We start from the raw sequence: 15,378 nt of genomic DNA, 5'->3' as shown, positions 1-15,378 counted from the left end.
CAGCACACTAAGCTCTTCGCGGCGACGCGAAGAGCTGTTCCATCGCGAGGACAGGACGACACCTTGTGCACGGCAGGCGGATGAAAGGATGATCATCCCATTGTTTGTATTTGGGAGTGGTGAATGAAGCCTTTTTTGCGCTGGTGTTTCGTTGCGACAGCTTTAACGCTGGCAGGATGCAGCAACCCGGATTGGCGTAACAACGAGGTTTTGGCTGTTCCGCTACAGCCTACGTTGCAGCAGGAAGTGATCCTGGCGCGCATGGAACAAATACTTGCCAGTCGGGCATTAACCGATGATGAACGCGCACAGCTGTTATATGAGCGCGGAGTGTTGTATGATAGTTTAGGTTTGAGAGCACTGGCGCGAAATGATTTTTCACAAGCGCTGTCTGTCAGACCGGATATGCCGGAAGTATTCAATTACTTAGGCATATATCTGACGCAGGCAGGCAATTTTGATGCTGCCTACGAAGCGTTTGATTCTGTACTTGAGCTTGATCCAACTTACAATTACGCGCGTTTAAATCGCGGAATCGCACTCTACTACGGTGGAAGATTTAAACTAGCGCAAGATGATCTGCTGGCGTTTTATCAAGACGATCCTAACGATCCTTTCCGCAGCCTGTGGCTCTATCTCGATGAACGTGAGATGAGCGCCGACAAGGCAGAAGTGGCGCTGAAGCAGCGTTACGATAAGGCGGACAGAGACCAATGGGGATGGAATATTGTCGAGTTCTACCTGGGCCGTATCAGCGAAAAAACGCTGATGGAGAGGCTCAAGGCGGACGCAACGGATAACACCTCGCTCGCTGAACATCTCAGTGAAACCAACTTCTATTTAGGTAAGCACTACCTAAGTCTGGGGGAGAAGGACAACGCAGAAGCGTTGTTCAAGCTGACGGTTGCCAACAACGTCCATAACTTTGTTGAGCACCGATATGCATTGTTGGAGCTGGCGCTACTCGGCCAGACACAAGACGATTTATCAGAATCTGACCAGCAATAGCTGACGAACTTTTTTTGCCTGATTTTTGAAATGTCATCATCTTCACGGGTGAGGGCTTTCTTGTTCGTCGAAACCACTAATTTGAGCCGGTTCACACTTTTTGATGAAAATGACTGAATGTTTTCACGACGAGTTATGTAGACTGGCCGCCGCAATCTAAGAGGCACGTGTACTACATGACTGAAATTGAAACCACTTTTGCTGACCTGGGTCTGAACGAATCCATCCTCGAATCACTTAACGGCATGGGCTATGTTAAGCCATCTCCGATCCAGGCAGAGTGTATCCCACATCTGCTGGCGGGCCGTGACGTATTGGGTATGGCACAGACCGGTAGCGGCAAAACCGCAGCGTTCTCGCTGCCACTGCTACACAACATTGACAGCAACCTGAAAGCGCCACAAATCCTGGTGCTGGCACCAACTCGTGAGTTGGCGGTTCAGGTTGCGGAAGCCGTAACTGAATTCTCTAAACACATGCGCGGTCTTAACGTAGTGGCCCTTTACGGCGGCCAGCGTTACGACGTACAGCTGCGTGCGCTGCGCCAGGGTCCACAGGTTGTTGTGGGTACGCCTGGTCGTCTGCTGGACCACCTGAAACGCGGCACGTTAGACCTTTCTAACCTGCGCGGCCTGGTGCTGGACGAAGCCGATGAAATGCTGCGTATGGGCTTCATCGAAGACGTTGAAACGATTATGGCGCAGATCCCGGCCGATCATCAGACCGCGCTGTTCTCTGCCACCATGCCAGAAGCGATTCGTCGTATCACCAAACGCTTCATGAAAGATCCACAGGAAGTGCGTATTCAGTCAAGCCTGACCACGCGTCCTGATATCAGCCAGAGCTACTGGACCGCTTACGGTCGTAAGACCGACGCGCTGGTACGCTTCCTGGAGTCGGAAGATTTTGATGCGGCGATTATCTTCGTGCGCACCAAAAACGCCACGCTGGAAGTGGCCGAAGCGCTGGAGCGCAGCGGTTATAACAGTGCGGCCCTGAACGGCGATATGAATCAGGCGCTGCGTGAGCAGACCCTGGAGCGTCTGAAAGACGGCCGTCTGGATATTCTGATCGCTACCGACGTAGCGGCACGTGGTCTGGACGTTGAGCGTATCAGCCTGGTTGTGAACTACGACATCCCAATGGATGCCGAATCTTACGTTCACCGTATCGGCCGTACCGGTCGTGCAGGTCGTGCCGGCCGTGCGCTGCTGTTCGTTGAGAACCGCGAGCGTCGTCTGCTGCGTAACATCGAACGCACCATGAAGCTGACTATTCCTGAAGTAGAGCTGCCAAACGCAGAGCTGCTGGGTCAGCGTCGTCTGGCCAAGTTTGCCGCTAAAGTTCAGCAGCAGCTGGAAAGCAGCGATCTGGAACAGTACCGTGCGCTGCTGAGCAAAATGCAGCCTGCGGAAGAAGAGCTGGATATCGAAACGCTGGCTGCCGCGCTGCTGAAAATGGCGCAGGGCGAACGTCCGCTGATCGTACCGGCAGATCCGGCTCCACGTCCGCGTCGTGAGTTCAAAGAGCGTGACGATCGTCGCGGCGACCGTCCGGACCGTGGTCCTCGCGAAGCCCGTGATGGCGATCGTCCACGTCGTGAACGTCGTGACGTTGGCGATATGGAAGTTTACCGTATCGAAGTGGGTCGTGATGACGGCGTTGAAGTTCGTCATATCGTTGGCGCTATCGCTAACGAAGGCGATATCAGCAGCCGCTACATCGGCAACATCAAGCTGTTTGGTACGCACTCAACTATCGAACTGCCAAAAGGCATGCCGGGCGACATTCTGTCTCATTTCACCCGCACGCGTATTCTGAACAAGCCGATGAATATGCAGCTGATTGGTGATGCGCAGCCTCGCAGCAACGATCGTGGCGGTGAGCGTCGCGGTAGCGGTGCGCCAGGTCGCGGCGGTTTCGGCGGCGCGCGTAGCGAAGGCGGACGTAGCGAAGGCGGTCGTCGTTTCAGCAACGAGCGCAGCGGTAGCGGCGAGCGTCGTCCGGGCGGCTTCAGCCGTGACGGTCGTGCACCACGTCGTGAAGACGGCGCAGCGCCGACTCGTCGTCGTGATGCCTAATCACTGCTAGCCAGTCTGATGCCGGTCACTGAAAAGTGACCGGCATTTTTTTTGCCTTTAAGAAAGCGAATAGTTGCAGCGGGGCGAGTACGTCAGGCGGGAATCGTTTTAACAGCGGGCGAGGGAATGGCTTCCCCCGCCATTTTTGTTACAGCGAGCGGTAGGCTTCCATGGCCAGCGCAAACGAGCGCAGCCGCGCCTCTTTATCAAAAATCTGGCCGTTTACCATGATTTCATCCGCCTGGGTTTCCCGCATCAGTGCAGACAGGCCGTGACGCACTTTATCCAGATCGCCGACAATCGACATGCTTAACGCCTGCTGCACGCCATACTGCTCGGAAGGCGACCACAGGTTATCCATATTTTCCACCGGCGCAGGCAGCGGGCCCGGCTGACCGCGACGCAGATTGACGAACTGCTGCTGCATGGAGGTAAACAGGAAACGGGCATCGCGCTCGCTGTCGGCGGCGACCACGTTAACGCAAACCATCGCGTGCGGCTGCGCCAGGCGAGCCGAAGGCTTAAAGTTTTCGCGATAAAGGTGCAGCGCCTGGAACAGCATCTCGGGCGCAAAATGCGAGGCGAAAGCGAACGGCAGGCCCAGCTTCGCCGCGAGTTGGGCGCTGTAAAGGCTGGAGCCAAGCAGCCAGACGGGGATTTTCAGGCCCAGGCCCGGCACCGGCTGAACGGCAGGCGCCTCGCCCTGTTCGGCGTCGAACCAGCCGACTATCTCCGCCACGTCGGCCGGGAAGTTATCCACGTGACCGCCCATATGCCGACGTAGCGCCATCATGGTGCGCTGATCGGAGCCGGGCGCGCGTCCCAGGCCTAAATCAATGCGTCCCGGATAGAGAGATTCCAGCGTACCGAACTGCTCCGCAATCACCAGCGGCGCGTGGTTTGGCAGCATCACGCCGCCGGAGCCGAGCCGTAGCGTGCTGGTATTAGCGGCAAGATAGCCGATCAGCACCGACGTCGCCGCGCTGGCGATGCCGGTCATATTGTGGTGTTCAGCCAGCCAGTAGCGGTTGAAACCCAGTTGTTCCGCCTGCTGCGCCATCGCCAGCGAGGTATGAAAAGCGTCACGCGCGGTCGCGCCCTGAGGGATCGGGGCCAGATCGAGCACGGACAGAGAGGCAGTTTTTTTATCAGACATAATCGCTCACTTTATTTCCAGGCTACGCGCCTGCGCAAATACACAGCCTAAGCGATCTTCAGGGAAGCGGATTGGCAATTTGCAGCACTTTACGCGAGCCCGGGACGTGAAGAAAGATAAGTGTGCCTCTACTGCGCTAAACGAAATGGCGGCTGGCCGACGGCGCGTTACTCCACCAGCGTCAGACCGGCCATTTGCCGCCAGTAGCCGTTGCAGTGCTGCTGGTCAATCAGCGTTAACGGCGCATGGCCCGTTTCATTAGCGTGAAAGGCATTTATCACTTCCAGCGTGTCGGTTCCCTGCGGTGAGAAACGGACAATGTCCACCAATCCCTGCATGGAAACCAGATCGTTCCCCAAATTATAGCAGTAGCCGCTCATGGTCTGGATACCGTTCAGCACAAACACCTGCTGATCTTCCTGAGAGCGCACCGCTCTGCCGTGAGGGTAGTTAATACAACAGGTCTGGCAATCGTCTTTGCTGCGATCTTCTGCGCGGGCGGTAAAGCAGCGGGCGGAGAGCGCCAGCGGCAGATAGCCGTACCCCAGCACCTCTACGTCGAATCGGCCGCGGATCCCCAGCTCTTCGCACTGGGCTAACAGCGCGCAGAGCCAGTCGCGCGAAAGCTCGACCGGCATACACCAGCGCACCATACCCAGCTTATGCAGCAGGCGCAGCGTCATGGCGTTATAACAGTTCAGCGCATGACCGGCGACAAAAGGCAGGCCCGCTTCCGCGGCCATATGCACCGTGCCCATATCGTTGGCTTCAATCAGAAATTCGCCGTTATCGACATAGCGCTTCAGCTCGGTCAGCTCGGAAGGCGACTCAACCAGCGCCAGCGTGCTTAGCGCAACCTGCTTGCCCGCGCCGACCAGTTCTTTCGCCAGCGCCATCCAGTCGGCAAATTTAACGGCGCGGCGTTTGCTGCACACCGCCTCGCCCAGATAGATAATGTCCGCCTGGCTGGCGGCGGCGGCCTGGTAGAAAGCGAACAGATCTTCTTTCGGCCAGTACCAAAGCACCGGCCCTAACGCATACTTCATGATTTTTCCTACTGCCATTGACGATGATAAGCACCCAGCGTGGTTTGCGTCCCTTCGCTCAGGGCGCTGAGCGCGGCCATCCAGTGCTGCTGCACGGCAAAATTCTGCGGATCGGCCTTGCAGCGATCGATTGCCTGTCGCCAGATTTGCGTCACCTGCTGCACATAGGCCGGGCTGCGCTGACGGCCTTCGATTTTCACCGAGGCGATATTCATGCCCAGCAGCGTGGGAAGCAGCTCAAGCGTGTTCAGGCTGGTCGGCTCCTCCAGCGTGTGGTAAGCCGTCTGCTCCACCTTATAACGGCCTTTGCACAGCGTAGGGTAGCCGGCGTTTTCCTGAGCGCCGTAGCGGTCAATCAGCACGTTATTCAGGCGGGATTCCAGCCCGTCTGGCGTTTGCTGCCAGCGAACAAAACGGGCGGGCGAGCAGGCGCCTACGGTATTAGGCGACTCACCGGTCAGCCAGGAAGAGAGGTAGCAGCGACCTTCGGCCATAATGCACAGGCTGCCGAAAGCGAACACTTCCAGCGGCACGGGCGACGTGCGGGCAAGCTGGCGAACCTGATGCACGGAAAGCACGCGCGGCAGCACTACGCGCGCAACGTCAAAATGGCGCTGATAGAATTTTATCGCTTCGCTGTTGGTGGCCGAAGCCTGCACGGAAACGTGTCGCTCGATGTGAGGATAGCGGCTTGCTGCGTATTCCAGCATGGCGATATCGGCCAGGATCAGTGCGTCCACGCCCGCGTCGGCCGCGCTGTCTATGGCATTTTCCCAGCGGGCATAGCCGGATGGATGGGCGAAAGTATTAATCGCAACATGCAGTTTGCGTCTATGCTGATGAACGTAGCGAGCGGCCTCTTCCAGCCGTTTTGCCGTGAAGTTAAGGCCGGCGAAATGACGGGCGTTGGTATCATCTTTCAGCCCAACGTAGACAGCATCTGCGCCGCTGGCGATGGCCGCCTTCAGGGCCGGTAGATTGCCGGCAGGACAAAGCAGTTCCATACCGGCAGGACAAAGCAGTTCCATATAAGATCCCGTAAGCAAGAGAACAAAGAAGTTTACGCTTCTCCACCGTGCCATTTTTTGATGCAGGGCAGTGAAAAGCGTAACGATCGCCATAATTTTTATGACGAAGCCGGCAAGGTTTGCGCACTTTGTTGATCCATCTGCCTTACAGGATCCTGCAATATGGCAAAATAGCTGAAATTTTATCTGAAGGAGTGATAATGGTGCTTAACCCGTTACGCGCGCAGCTGGTTCGCAAAGGCCCGCAGTGGCTGCGTCTGCCGCTACAATTTGCCCCCTTTGCCGCTAAAAAACATTTTTTGCAGCAGCTGCTGAGCTGGCAATTTCACTATGCACTGGCGGAAGGTGAGTTAAACTTTTTGCAGGGGCACTGGTTAGGTGTTGAAATCCGCGATCTGGGGCTGAGTTGGGCAACCACCGTTGAGCAGGGCGCGTTACGGGTGGCCGATCGGGCCGAGGCGGATGTGTGGTTTCGCGGCGACGTCAACGACCTGCTGCTGGTGGCGGCGCGTCGGCGCGATCCGGATACGCTGTTTTTTCAGCGTCGGCTGGTGATTGAAGGCGATACCGAGCTGGGGCTGGAAGTCAAAAATCTGATGGATGCTATCGAGCTTGAGACTATGCCGAAGCCGCTGCGAATCGGATTGATGCAGCTGGCTGATTTTATTGAGGCAGGACTGACTGAGGACGCGGCTGCGACAGCAGATCGCGCAGGTGTAACATGTTAATTCGTACGGAAATCGGCGTCGATGCGGCCAGCATAGACAGTTTGTTGCGCCGCAGCTTTCCCACCTCCGCAGAGGCGGAGCTGGTACAGCAGCTGCGTGAAGATGGCTTACTGACGCTGGGCATTGTGGCGACCGATGATGAAGGACAGGTGCTGGGCTATGCTGCCTTCAGCCCGGTCACCCTGAATGGCGAAGACAAGCAGTGGGTAGGCCTGGCGCCGCTGGTGGTGGATGAAAGCGTACGCGACCAGCCGTTAGACAAGCAGCTGATTTACGAAGGGCTGGATACGCTTAACGAGTTCGGCTACGCCGCCGTAGTGGTGGTGGGCGATCCCGACTATTACGGGCGCTACGGTTTTGAACCGGCCGCCCGCCATCAGCTACGCTGCCGCTGGCAGGGCGGTGAAGCCGCTTTCCAGGTCTACAAGCTGGCGGATGATGCTTTTAGCGGCGTGGAAGGCCAGATCGATTTCGCGGCGCCGTTTAACCGCCAGTAAGATCGGTCAGCCAGGCTTCAAGTGAAACAGGCTGGTGTGTCACCAGCCTGATTTTTTCCTGCCGTTTCAGCTGCTTTATCCGGTATTCCAGCCTGGAGGCGCTGGCGCGGTCGCCCGCTTCGCAGTGAAACAGCAGCGTCAGCGGCCCTTTGCCGCGCAGCGCCTTCGCGCCCGTGCCCGCCTGATGCTGCTTAAAGCGTCGCGGCACATCATTAGTAATGCCGGTATAGAGCGCGCCGCCTGCTGTCTGCACGATATAAAGGTGCCAGGGCGCTGTTGCCTGTGTTGCCATCCGTTATTGCCCGTCGCCAGTCGTGGCCGAAAGTTTATCAGCTCGCGCACGGCGCGAAAGGTTTTTTGCGTAGTTTTCAGGGAGTCATCATGTCCGAACCAGAGCCGTTACAGGCCATCACCCGCTATTTACAAAAGCAGCATGTGCTGTCGGTGTGCGGCGGTAGCCCCGTCTGGTGCGCCAACTGTTTTTATGTCTTTGATGCAGAGAACGTTGCGTTCTGGCTGATGACGGAGGAGAAAACGCGTCACGGCAGCCAGTTTGTCCGCGATCCGCAGGTTGCAGGCACGATTAACGGCCAGCCGAAGTCGGTGATGTTAATCAAAGGCGTGCAGTATACGGGGCAGGTCAGCCTGTTGACGGGGGCGGCAGAAGAGAAAGCACGTAGGGCCTATATCAAACGATTTCCGGTCGCGGCGGCAGCTTCAGCGCCCCTTTGGGAAATCGCCGTCAGCGAGCTGAAAATGGTGGATAACGCGTTGGGATTTGGCAAAAAGCTGAGCTGGCGGCGGGAATAAAAGAACGGCCAGGCGAACCTGGCCGCTACTCTCAAACGGTTTCGAGAATGCGCAGCGATTCACGGTTGAACGCAGGCAGATCGTCCGGCGTACGGCTGGTGACCAGCTTGTCGTTGTCCACCACCACTTCTTTGTCGTAGAAGTCGGCACCGGCATTTTTCAGATCGATAGCGATAGCCTTCACCGAGGTCATTTTGCGGCCTCGCGTGGCGTTGGCGCTAATCAGCAGCTGTGGGCCGTGGCAGATAGCGAAGATCGGCTTACCGGCATCCACAAAGGCTTTGGTGAAGTTTACAAAGCGATCGTCGCCGCGCAGGCTATCCGGCGAATGACCGCCCGGCAGCAGCAGCGCGTCGAAGTCGTCCACGTTTACATGGTCGATATCTTTATCGATCTTCACCTGGGCTTTACCCTGCTTGCCCGTGACGGTGACGCCCGCTTTTTTATCAATAGTCACAACCTGGTGGCCAGCTTTGGTATAGGCTTCGGCTGGCGAAGTAAATTCGGAGTCTTCGAATTCATCAGTGATCAGGACAGCAATCTTCTTGCTCATCTTTTCCTCCGGTTATTATTGTGAAGTCAGTTAAGCCTGGTTGAAAACACTGAAAAATCAAGCCGCGTCGAAGTAATGCGCTGCATGTTACTGATTACAGGGGGGAGTTAGCTGCCGCTAACCGCTTTGGGAGGCGAAGGCTACACTCAGTAAAAAGGAGAAACGGATGAGAGTACTGATTACCGGCGCGACCGGCCTGGTGGGACAACATCTTCTGCGCCTGCTGATTGACGATCCGCGCGTCAGCGAGATCGTGGCGCCAACAAGACGTAAGCTGCCGGAGATGAACAAGGTAACTAACCTGGTGGAGGCCGATCTCACCGACGTGCTGGGCCCGCTGCAAACGCCGCTGGATATTGTCTTTTGCTGTCTGGGCACCACGCGGCGCGAGGCGGGCAGCAAGGCGGCCTTTATCCACGTCGACTATGCGCTGGTGGTGGATACGGCCATTGCCGGTCAGCGGCTCGGCGCCAAACATCTGCTGGTGGTCAGCGCGCATGGCGCAAATATGCATTCGCCTTTCTTCTACAATCGGGTGAAGGGCGAAATGGAGAACGCGCTGCAAAAGCAGGGCTGGCCGCGCCTGACCTTAATCCGGCCGTCGCTGCTGCTGGGCGAAAGAGAAAACAGCCGCGCGGGCGAGTCGCTGATGGCGCCGCTGTTTCGTCTGCTGCCGGGCAACTGGCGCGCCGTTGCCGCCAGAGACGTCGCCGCCGTGATGCTGCGCGAAGCTTTTGCGCCAGCACGGCAGGAGGTCACCGTCATCGAGTCGTCAGCGATCCCGCGCGCGCGGTAAGCGCGACCGAAACGACATAGTAATGTGACCGCTGCGTCGGCGATCTGCAAACACTGTGAGTAGCTGCTCCGCATGGAGCGGTCAGTTCGATATTTACAGCGTCCCGCCCGCGTCGGTAAATAAGATTTAGCCGTGCCGGGAAAGGCGAACGGGATAAGCAAGCCGCGCCGTCCTTAGCGCAGATAGTGGATAACCTGATTGCTGCTGCCTCGCCAGCGCAGCGCCGGATCGCGCAGCGCCTCAATAAATTTACCGTCCACCAGCACGTCGAGCAGCTCTACCACACGGCGCTGTTCTGCGCTCAGTTCCGCCAGACAGTAGCCCGTCCACAGCCAGATATCTTTTCCCGCACAGTCGCGACGCACCCGTTGTACCAGCCGGTAAATATCGGCCACGTTAGCCGGATGCAGCGGATCGCCGCCCGACAGCGACAGACCCTGGCGCGGGATGCGCGTATCGTTCAGATCGGCAATCAGCTGCTCTTCCATTTGCACGGTAAAGGGATAGCCGGAATTGAGCCGCCAGGTGCTTTTGTTATAGCAGCCGACGCACTGGTGCTCGCAGCCGGCCACGAACAGCGTGCAGCGCGTACCCGGCCCGTTAACGATATCGACCGGGTAATATTGATGAATATTCACCCCAGCTGGCCTGCGGCCAGATGCTTAACGCGGCGCTTCACTTCCTCCTGCTTGCCGGCGTTGAACGGCCGCGCGTCCGGGCTGCCCAGATAGCCGCAGACGCGCCGGGTGACGGAAACGCGTTCAGGATCGTGGTTGCCGCATTTGGGGCAGGTAAAGCCCTTGCTGGTGCAGTCAAACTCTCCGGTAAAGCCGCACTCGTAGCATTCGTCGATCGGGGTATTGGTGCCGTAATAGGGCACGCGGCTGTAGCTGTAGTCCCAGACATCCTCCAGCGCCTTCAGGTTATGCTGGATATTGGGATATTCGCCGTAACAGATAAAACCGCCGTTGGCGAGCGGCGGATAGGCCGCTTCGAAATCGATTTTGTCGTAGGGGTTAACCTTCTTCTCGACGTCAAGATGAAAGCTGTTGGTGTAGTAGCCTTTGTCGGTCACGCCTTTGACGATGCCGAACTGCGCGCGATCCAGACGGCAGAAGCGGTCGCACAGGTTCTCGCTTGGCGTGCTGTAAAGGCTGAAGCCGTAGCCGGTTTCCTCTTTCCAGGCCTCGACCGTTTCGCGCAGGCGGCTGACGATAGCCAGCGCCTTGCGCCGCAGCTCCGCATCATCGTAAAGATGGGTTTTGCCGCCGCTCAGGGCGTTAATGGTTTCATGAATGCCGATATAGCCCAGCGAGATCGAAGCGCGTCCGTGTCTGAAAATTTCCGCCACGTTATCGTCTGCCTTCAGCCGCACGCCGCAGGCGCCTTCCATATAGAGGATCGGTGCCACGCGCGCTTTGACGTTTTCCAGCCTGGCGATACGGGTCATCAGCGCTTTTTTCGCCAGCCGCAGACGGCTGTCCAGCAGATCCCAAAAGCGAGCTTCATCACCCGCCGCCTCCAGCGCGATGCGCGGCAGATTCAGGCTAATCACGCCGATATTATTACGCCCTTCATGCACCTGTTCGCCGTTCTCTTCCCACACGCCCAGGAAGCTGCGGCAGCCCATCGGCGTTTTAAACGAGCCGGTCACTTTCACCACCTGCTCATAATTAAGGATATCGGGATACATGCGCTTGCTGGCGCACTCCAGCGCCAGCTGTTTGATATCGTAATTGGCGTCGCCCGGCGAGCGGTTCAGCCCCTCTTTGATGGCGAAGACCAGCTTGGGGAACACCGCCGTTTTATGGTTTTTCCCCAGCCCGGCAATGCGGTTGCGCAAAATGGACTGCTGCACCAGCCGTGCCGCCCAGCTGGTGCCAAGGCCGAAGCCAAAGGTCACAAAAGGCGTCTGGCCGTTGGCGGTATGCAGCGTATTCACCTCATACTCCAGCGACTGGAAGGCGTCGAAGCACTCCTTCTCCGTGCAGCTCTGCGCGTAGGCTTCCACATCGGCAATTTGCCATTTACGCGCCGCCTGCCGATGTTTTTCCCGGCTTGCCTCGACAAAAGGCGCCAGCACCTCGTCAATCCGGTTAATAGTGGTGCCGCCATAAATATGGCTGGCAACCTGAGCGATAATCTGCGCGGTCACGGCGGTAGCGGTCGAGATCGATTTAGGCGGCTCTATCTCGGCGTTGCCCATCTTAAAGCCCTGGGTCAGCATGCCTTTAAGATCGATCAGCATGCAGTTGAACATCGGGAAGAAGGGCGAGTAGTCCAGGTCGTGATAGTGAATTTCGCCGCGCTCGTGAGCCAGCACCACGTCGCGCGGCAGGATATGCTGGGTGGCATAGTGTTTGGCTACGATACCGGCCAGCAGATCGCGCTGCGTGGGGATCACCTTACTGTCTTTATTGGCGTTTTCGTTCAGCAGCGCCGGGTTGCTTTGCTCGACCAGCCCACGGATCGCCTTATTCAGCTTGCCGCGCAGCTCGCGGGCAATATCGCGGTCGTGACGATATTCTATATAGGTTCGGGCCAGCGCGGGATAGGGGCCGGCCATCAGCGCGTTTTCGACGGTGTTCTGAATAACATGGATATCCACTTCTTCCTGCGTCAGCTGCCGACAGATGTGTTCGGTCACCTGCGCGCAGTAATCATCATCATGAATAGCCGCCGCGCTGGCCGCGCCTTTTATCGCCTCCAGAATGCGTGCTTGCTCAAAAGGCGCGCGGCAGCCGTCCCGTTTAATCACTAATGAAGCCATAGCGTATCCCTGTTTCAATATCTACATATAGGTATAGCGTGGCATGATAGTATCTATATGTTGTGCTTTCCTGCGATTTAACCGCCTGGTTTTTGATTTGGAACAAAGATCGCAAAAGGGTGACGCAATGTCAGACACTTAAGCCGCTGGCCATTTTTCCGAACGCGCAAAAATCGTTCTGTGCAGGATGAAGGCAGCGTGATTAATCGATTTTCGCACGTTCAGCGCCTTTCCGGAGTTGCAATCACCCGCCCGGACTTCATATTATTGCCTGTTACGCAAAGCGGTTATCTGCTCAGGCCATTCCGGGATACAGACTGATGTCTTCTGTAACGTACAACGAAAAACAGGTGAGCCGCTGGCTGGGCGCGCGCACCGTGGCCAGAGCAAAAGAGCTGGTGGATAAAGCGCAGCACCTGCAATGGCAGAACAATCTGTTGACCGGCGAGGTGCCCGGCAGAAAAATCGAACCTTTTCAGGTTATGGTGCATTTCAGCCGGCCACAGGGCAAACTGCACGCCAGCGGCGAATGCACCTGTCCGGTTAAAAACAACTGCCGCCATGCGGCTGCGGTCATGCTGGCCTGGCTGCAACGTCAGCCCGTCAACAAGGCCGCCTCCGCGCCCGCGCTGGTGACTGCCGAGCCGCAGCCCATGCTACGGCTGGAATCGCGCGCGAAATTTATCAGCGGTTTTGGCCGTTACGGACATCGACAGAAACGGCTCGATTTTGCCGCGGTGCATTTTGACTACGCCGGTATTCTTGTGCCAGCTGGCAGCAGCGGCGAAGACTTTCCCGATCGTCACGGCAGGCTTTTCCGCGTCAGCCGCCGGATGGAGCAGGAGCAGCGCTGGCTAAGCGAGCTTAACGCTGCCGGGCTGCAGACCATTCCTTCCGGCCATATCTATACGCCGCATTCAGCGCCGCTGCCGCCTGCTATTTTCGCCCCGGACATGCCCGAACAGTGGCGCGATGTTATCCATCATGTGCTTCCCGACCTGCGCAAGCGCGGCTGGCAAACCAGCGTGGACGATGATTTTACCTGGAACATTACGGAAATTGCGGCCATCGATGGCCGCGCCGTGCAGCAGCAGGATGGCTGGTATGCGCTGGAGATAGAGGCCAACACCGGTGCGTATAAGGTGAATATGCGGCCGCTGCTGGCGGGGCTGTTCCGTCAGGATCGCCGCTGGCTGTCCAGCGACCTTTCGGTAATAGCCGATAACGAAACGGTAGAGCTGCGCAGCGAACGTAACGAACGACTGCATATTGGCGCCGGTCGCCTGAAAACGCTGGTGGGCAGCCTGGCCGATCTGCTGGCGCAGGATGAAGCCGCACCGCTGCGTATCGCGCCTTACGAGGCCGGCAGGCTGACGGCGCTAAGCGAAACGGGCCGCTGGCAGTTTAACGGCGACAACGGCGTCCTGCAGCTGGCGGAGAGCCTGAGGGCGGGCAAAGGGATCCAGCCCGTTGCGCCGCCTGCCGGTCTTGAGGCCCGGCTGCGCGACTATCAGCTCCAGGGCGTCAGCTGGATGCAGTTCCTGCGCGCCAATAATCTGTCCGGCGTGCTGGCCGACGATATGGGGCTGGGAAAAACCATTCAGACGCTGGCGCACCTGCTGCTGGAGAAAGAAGCGGGCAGGCTGGATCGTCCGGCGCTGATCGTGGTGCCGACCACGCTGGTGTATAACTGGATGCAGGAAGCCAGCCGCTTTGCGCCGACGTTAAAAATGCTGGCGCTGACCGGGCCGCAGCGAAAATCCTTTTACGATCGCATTGAGCACTATGACGTGGTGCTGACCACCTATTCGCTGCTGTGGCGCGATCAGCCGCAGCTGCTGGGCCACAGCTATCATCTGCTGATCCTGGACGAGGCGCAGTACGTGAAAAACAGCGCGTCGCGGGCCGCCTCGGTGATCCGCACGTTAAAGTCGCGCTACCGGCTTTGCCTGACCGGCACGCCGCTGGAAAACCACCTGGGTGAACTTTGGTCGCAGTTTGATTTCCTGCTGCCCGGTTTTCTGGGCAGCGAAAAAGCTTTTACCCAGGAGTGGCGTATTCCCATTGAGCGCGACGGCGATCGGGTCAGGCGCGAGCTGCTGGCTAAGCGCGTGCGGCCTTTTATGCTGCGTCGTCGCAAGCAGGAAGTGGCGAAAGAGCTGCCGCCGAAGAACACCATTGTGCGTTCGGTAGAGCTGGAAGGCGCGCAGCGCGAGCTTTACGAAAAAGTACGCGGCGCAATGCAGGATCGCGTAAAGCTGGCGGTAGAGCAGCAGGGCGCGGGACGCAGCCATCTGCTGGTGCTGGATGCGCTGCTGAAGCTGCGGCAGATCTGCTGCGATCCACGGCTGATCGACAGCGACAAAACGACCAGAGTTAAACAGTCGGCCAAGCTGGCGCTGCTGCGGGAGATGCTCAGCGATCTGCTGGCGGAAGATCGCCGTATCCTGATCTTCTCTCAGTTCACCACCATGCTGTCGCTGATTGCGGAAGAGTTACAGAAGGCGCGTATTCCCTACGTGATCCTGACCGGCAGCACGCGCGATCGCAGCGAGCCGGTACGCCGCTTCCAGAACGGCGAAGTCCCGGTGTTTTTAATCAGCCTGAAGGCGGGCGGCGTGGGCCTGAACCTGACGGCGGCCGATACGGTGATCCATTACGATCCCTGGTGGAATCCGGCGGCAGAGAATCAGGCTACGGATCGCGCCTATCGTCTGGGCCAGGACAAGCCGGTATTTGTCTATAAGCTGATCGCCGCAGGCAGTATTGAAGAAAAGATCGTTGCGCTACAGCAGCGTAAAGCGGAGCTGGCCGAAGGGATTTTGGAAAACGACCTGAGCGAAACAACAAGTTTTACCAGCGAAGACCTGACCGCGCTGTTTGCGCCGCTGTAAATGCGGCATCT

15 protein-coding genes are annotated in these 15,378 nt (G+C 57.8%); 8 read left to right on the top strand and 7 right to left on the bottom strand.

Translation table 11 applies throughout. The annotated features are described in order from the left end of the window. The first annotated feature begins 123 nt into the window (after positions 1-123). From nlpI to QCD69_RS01145, 3 genes are all read left to right on the top strand, one after another. Positions 124-1,008 (top strand): lipoprotein NlpI, encoded by an 885-nt coding sequence (gene nlpI / locus QCD69_RS01150; protein WP_253457932.1) that lies wholly within the window; start codon positions 124-126, stop codon positions 1,006-1,008. 103 nt (positions 1,009-1,111) lie between these two features. Continuing rightward, on the top strand, positions 1,112-1,168 hold the full coding sequence (gene yrbN, locus QCD69_RS22850; RefSeq protein WP_106382000.1) for a protein YrbN: 57 nt from the start codon (positions 1,112-1,114) through the stop codon (positions 1,166-1,168). A gap of 16 nt (positions 1,169-1,184) precedes the next feature. Continuing rightward, on the top strand, positions 1,185-3,089 hold the full coding sequence (locus tag QCD69_RS01145; protein ID WP_253457935.1) for a DEAD/DEAH family ATP-dependent RNA helicase: 1,905 nt from the start codon (positions 1,185-1,187) through the stop codon (positions 3,087-3,089). 148 nt (positions 3,090-3,237) lie between these two features. On the opposite strand, the gene QCD69_RS01140 is transcribed toward QCD69_RS01145, so the two are convergent. From QCD69_RS01140 to ubiU, 3 genes are all read right to left on the bottom strand, one after another. Continuing rightward, positions 3,238-4,245, bottom strand: a complete 1,008-nt coding sequence (locus QCD69_RS01140; protein WP_253457938.1) for a luciferase-like monooxygenase — start codon at positions 4,243-4,245, stop codon at positions 3,238-3,240. Between the two features lie 167 nt (positions 4,246-4,412). Then, entirely contained in the window at positions 4,413-5,291 is an 879-nt protein-coding gene (locus QCD69_RS01135) for a U32 family peptidase (RefSeq protein WP_301250715.1), read from the bottom strand. Between the two features lie 8 nt (positions 5,292-5,299). Further along, positions 5,300-6,295 (bottom strand): ubiquinone anaerobic biosynthesis protein UbiU, encoded by a 996-nt coding sequence (ubiU, locus tag QCD69_RS01130; protein ID WP_253457943.1) that lies wholly within the window; start codon positions 6,293-6,295, stop codon positions 5,300-5,302. 224 nt (positions 6,296-6,519) lie between these two features. Between ubiU and ubiT the strand changes: the two genes are divergently transcribed. Together ubiT and QCD69_RS01120 are read left to right on the top strand one after the other, a co-directional pair. After that, positions 6,520-7,047, top strand: coding sequence for a ubiquinone anaerobic biosynthesis accessory factor UbiT (gene ubiT, locus QCD69_RS01125; RefSeq protein ID WP_301250714.1), 528 nt, complete (start codon positions 6,520-6,522; stop codon positions 7,045-7,047). Beyond that, positions 7,041-7,544 carry a GNAT family N-acetyltransferase gene (locus QCD69_RS01120; RefSeq protein WP_253457949.1) on the top strand — a complete coding sequence of 168 codons (504 nt, stop codon included), beginning with the start codon at positions 7,041-7,043 and terminating at the stop codon, positions 7,542-7,544. The genes ubiT and QCD69_RS01120 overlap by 7 nt, the downstream gene beginning before the upstream one ends. Here the strand turns inward: QCD69_RS01120 and QCD69_RS01115 are convergent. After that, positions 7,531-7,836 (bottom strand): GIY-YIG nuclease family protein, encoded by a 306-nt coding sequence (locus QCD69_RS01115; protein ID WP_253457952.1) that lies wholly within the window; start codon positions 7,834-7,836, stop codon positions 7,531-7,533. The two genes, QCD69_RS01120 and QCD69_RS01115, sit on opposite strands and share 14 nt — an antisense overlap. 89 nt (positions 7,837-7,925) lie before the next feature. Here QCD69_RS01115 and QCD69_RS01110 point away from each other — a divergent pair, with 89 nt between their 5' ends. Next, positions 7,926-8,354, top strand: a complete 429-nt coding sequence (locus QCD69_RS01110) for a YhbP family protein (RefSeq protein ID WP_253457955.1) — start codon at positions 7,926-7,928, stop codon at positions 8,352-8,354. A 31-nt stretch (positions 8,355-8,385) separates the two neighbouring features. Here the strand turns inward: QCD69_RS01110 and QCD69_RS01105 are convergent, their stop codons facing one another. Continuing rightward, on the bottom strand, positions 8,386-8,907 hold the full coding sequence (locus QCD69_RS01105; protein ID WP_125287129.1) for a type 1 glutamine amidotransferase domain-containing protein: 522 nt from the start codon (positions 8,905-8,907) through the stop codon (positions 8,386-8,388). Positions 8,908-9,073: 166 nt separating this feature from the next. Here QCD69_RS01105 and QCD69_RS01100 point away from each other — a divergent pair, with 166 nt between their 5' ends. Then, complete coding sequence (locus QCD69_RS01100) at positions 9,074-9,703, top strand: NAD(P)H-binding protein (protein WP_253457958.1); 630 nt, start codon at positions 9,074-9,076, stop codon at positions 9,701-9,703. Positions 9,704-9,876: 173 nt separating this feature from the next. Here QCD69_RS01100 and nrdG read toward each other — a convergent pair whose 3' ends face one another. Both nrdG and nrdD read right to left on the bottom strand, forming a co-directional pair. Continuing rightward, complete coding sequence (nrdG, locus tag QCD69_RS01095; protein WP_301250711.1) at positions 9,877-10,341, bottom strand: anaerobic ribonucleoside-triphosphate reductase-activating protein; 465 nt, start codon at positions 10,339-10,341, stop codon at positions 9,877-9,879. Next, positions 10,338-12,473, bottom strand: coding sequence for an anaerobic ribonucleoside-triphosphate reductase (gene nrdD, locus QCD69_RS01090; protein WP_301250709.1), 2,136 nt, complete (start codon positions 12,471-12,473; stop codon positions 10,338-10,340). The genes nrdG and nrdD overlap by 4 nt, the downstream gene beginning before the upstream one ends. A 320-nt stretch (positions 12,474-12,793) precedes the next feature. Between nrdD and QCD69_RS01085 the strand changes: the two genes are divergently transcribed. Beyond that, positions 12,794-15,367, top strand: a complete 2,574-nt coding sequence (locus tag QCD69_RS01085) for a DEAD/DEAH box helicase (protein WP_301250707.1) — start codon at positions 12,794-12,796, stop codon at positions 15,365-15,367. Positions 15,368-15,378 lie beyond the last annotated feature (11 nt).

The sequence above is a fragment of the Erwinia sp. PsM31 genome (assembly GCF_030433775.1).
GTDB lineage: Bacteria > Pseudomonadota > Gammaproteobacteria > Enterobacterales > Enterobacteriaceae > Erwinia > Erwinia aeris.
The sequence above is the reverse complement of the archived record's forward strand: the minus strand, read 5'-3'. Positions and strand labels throughout refer to the sequence as shown.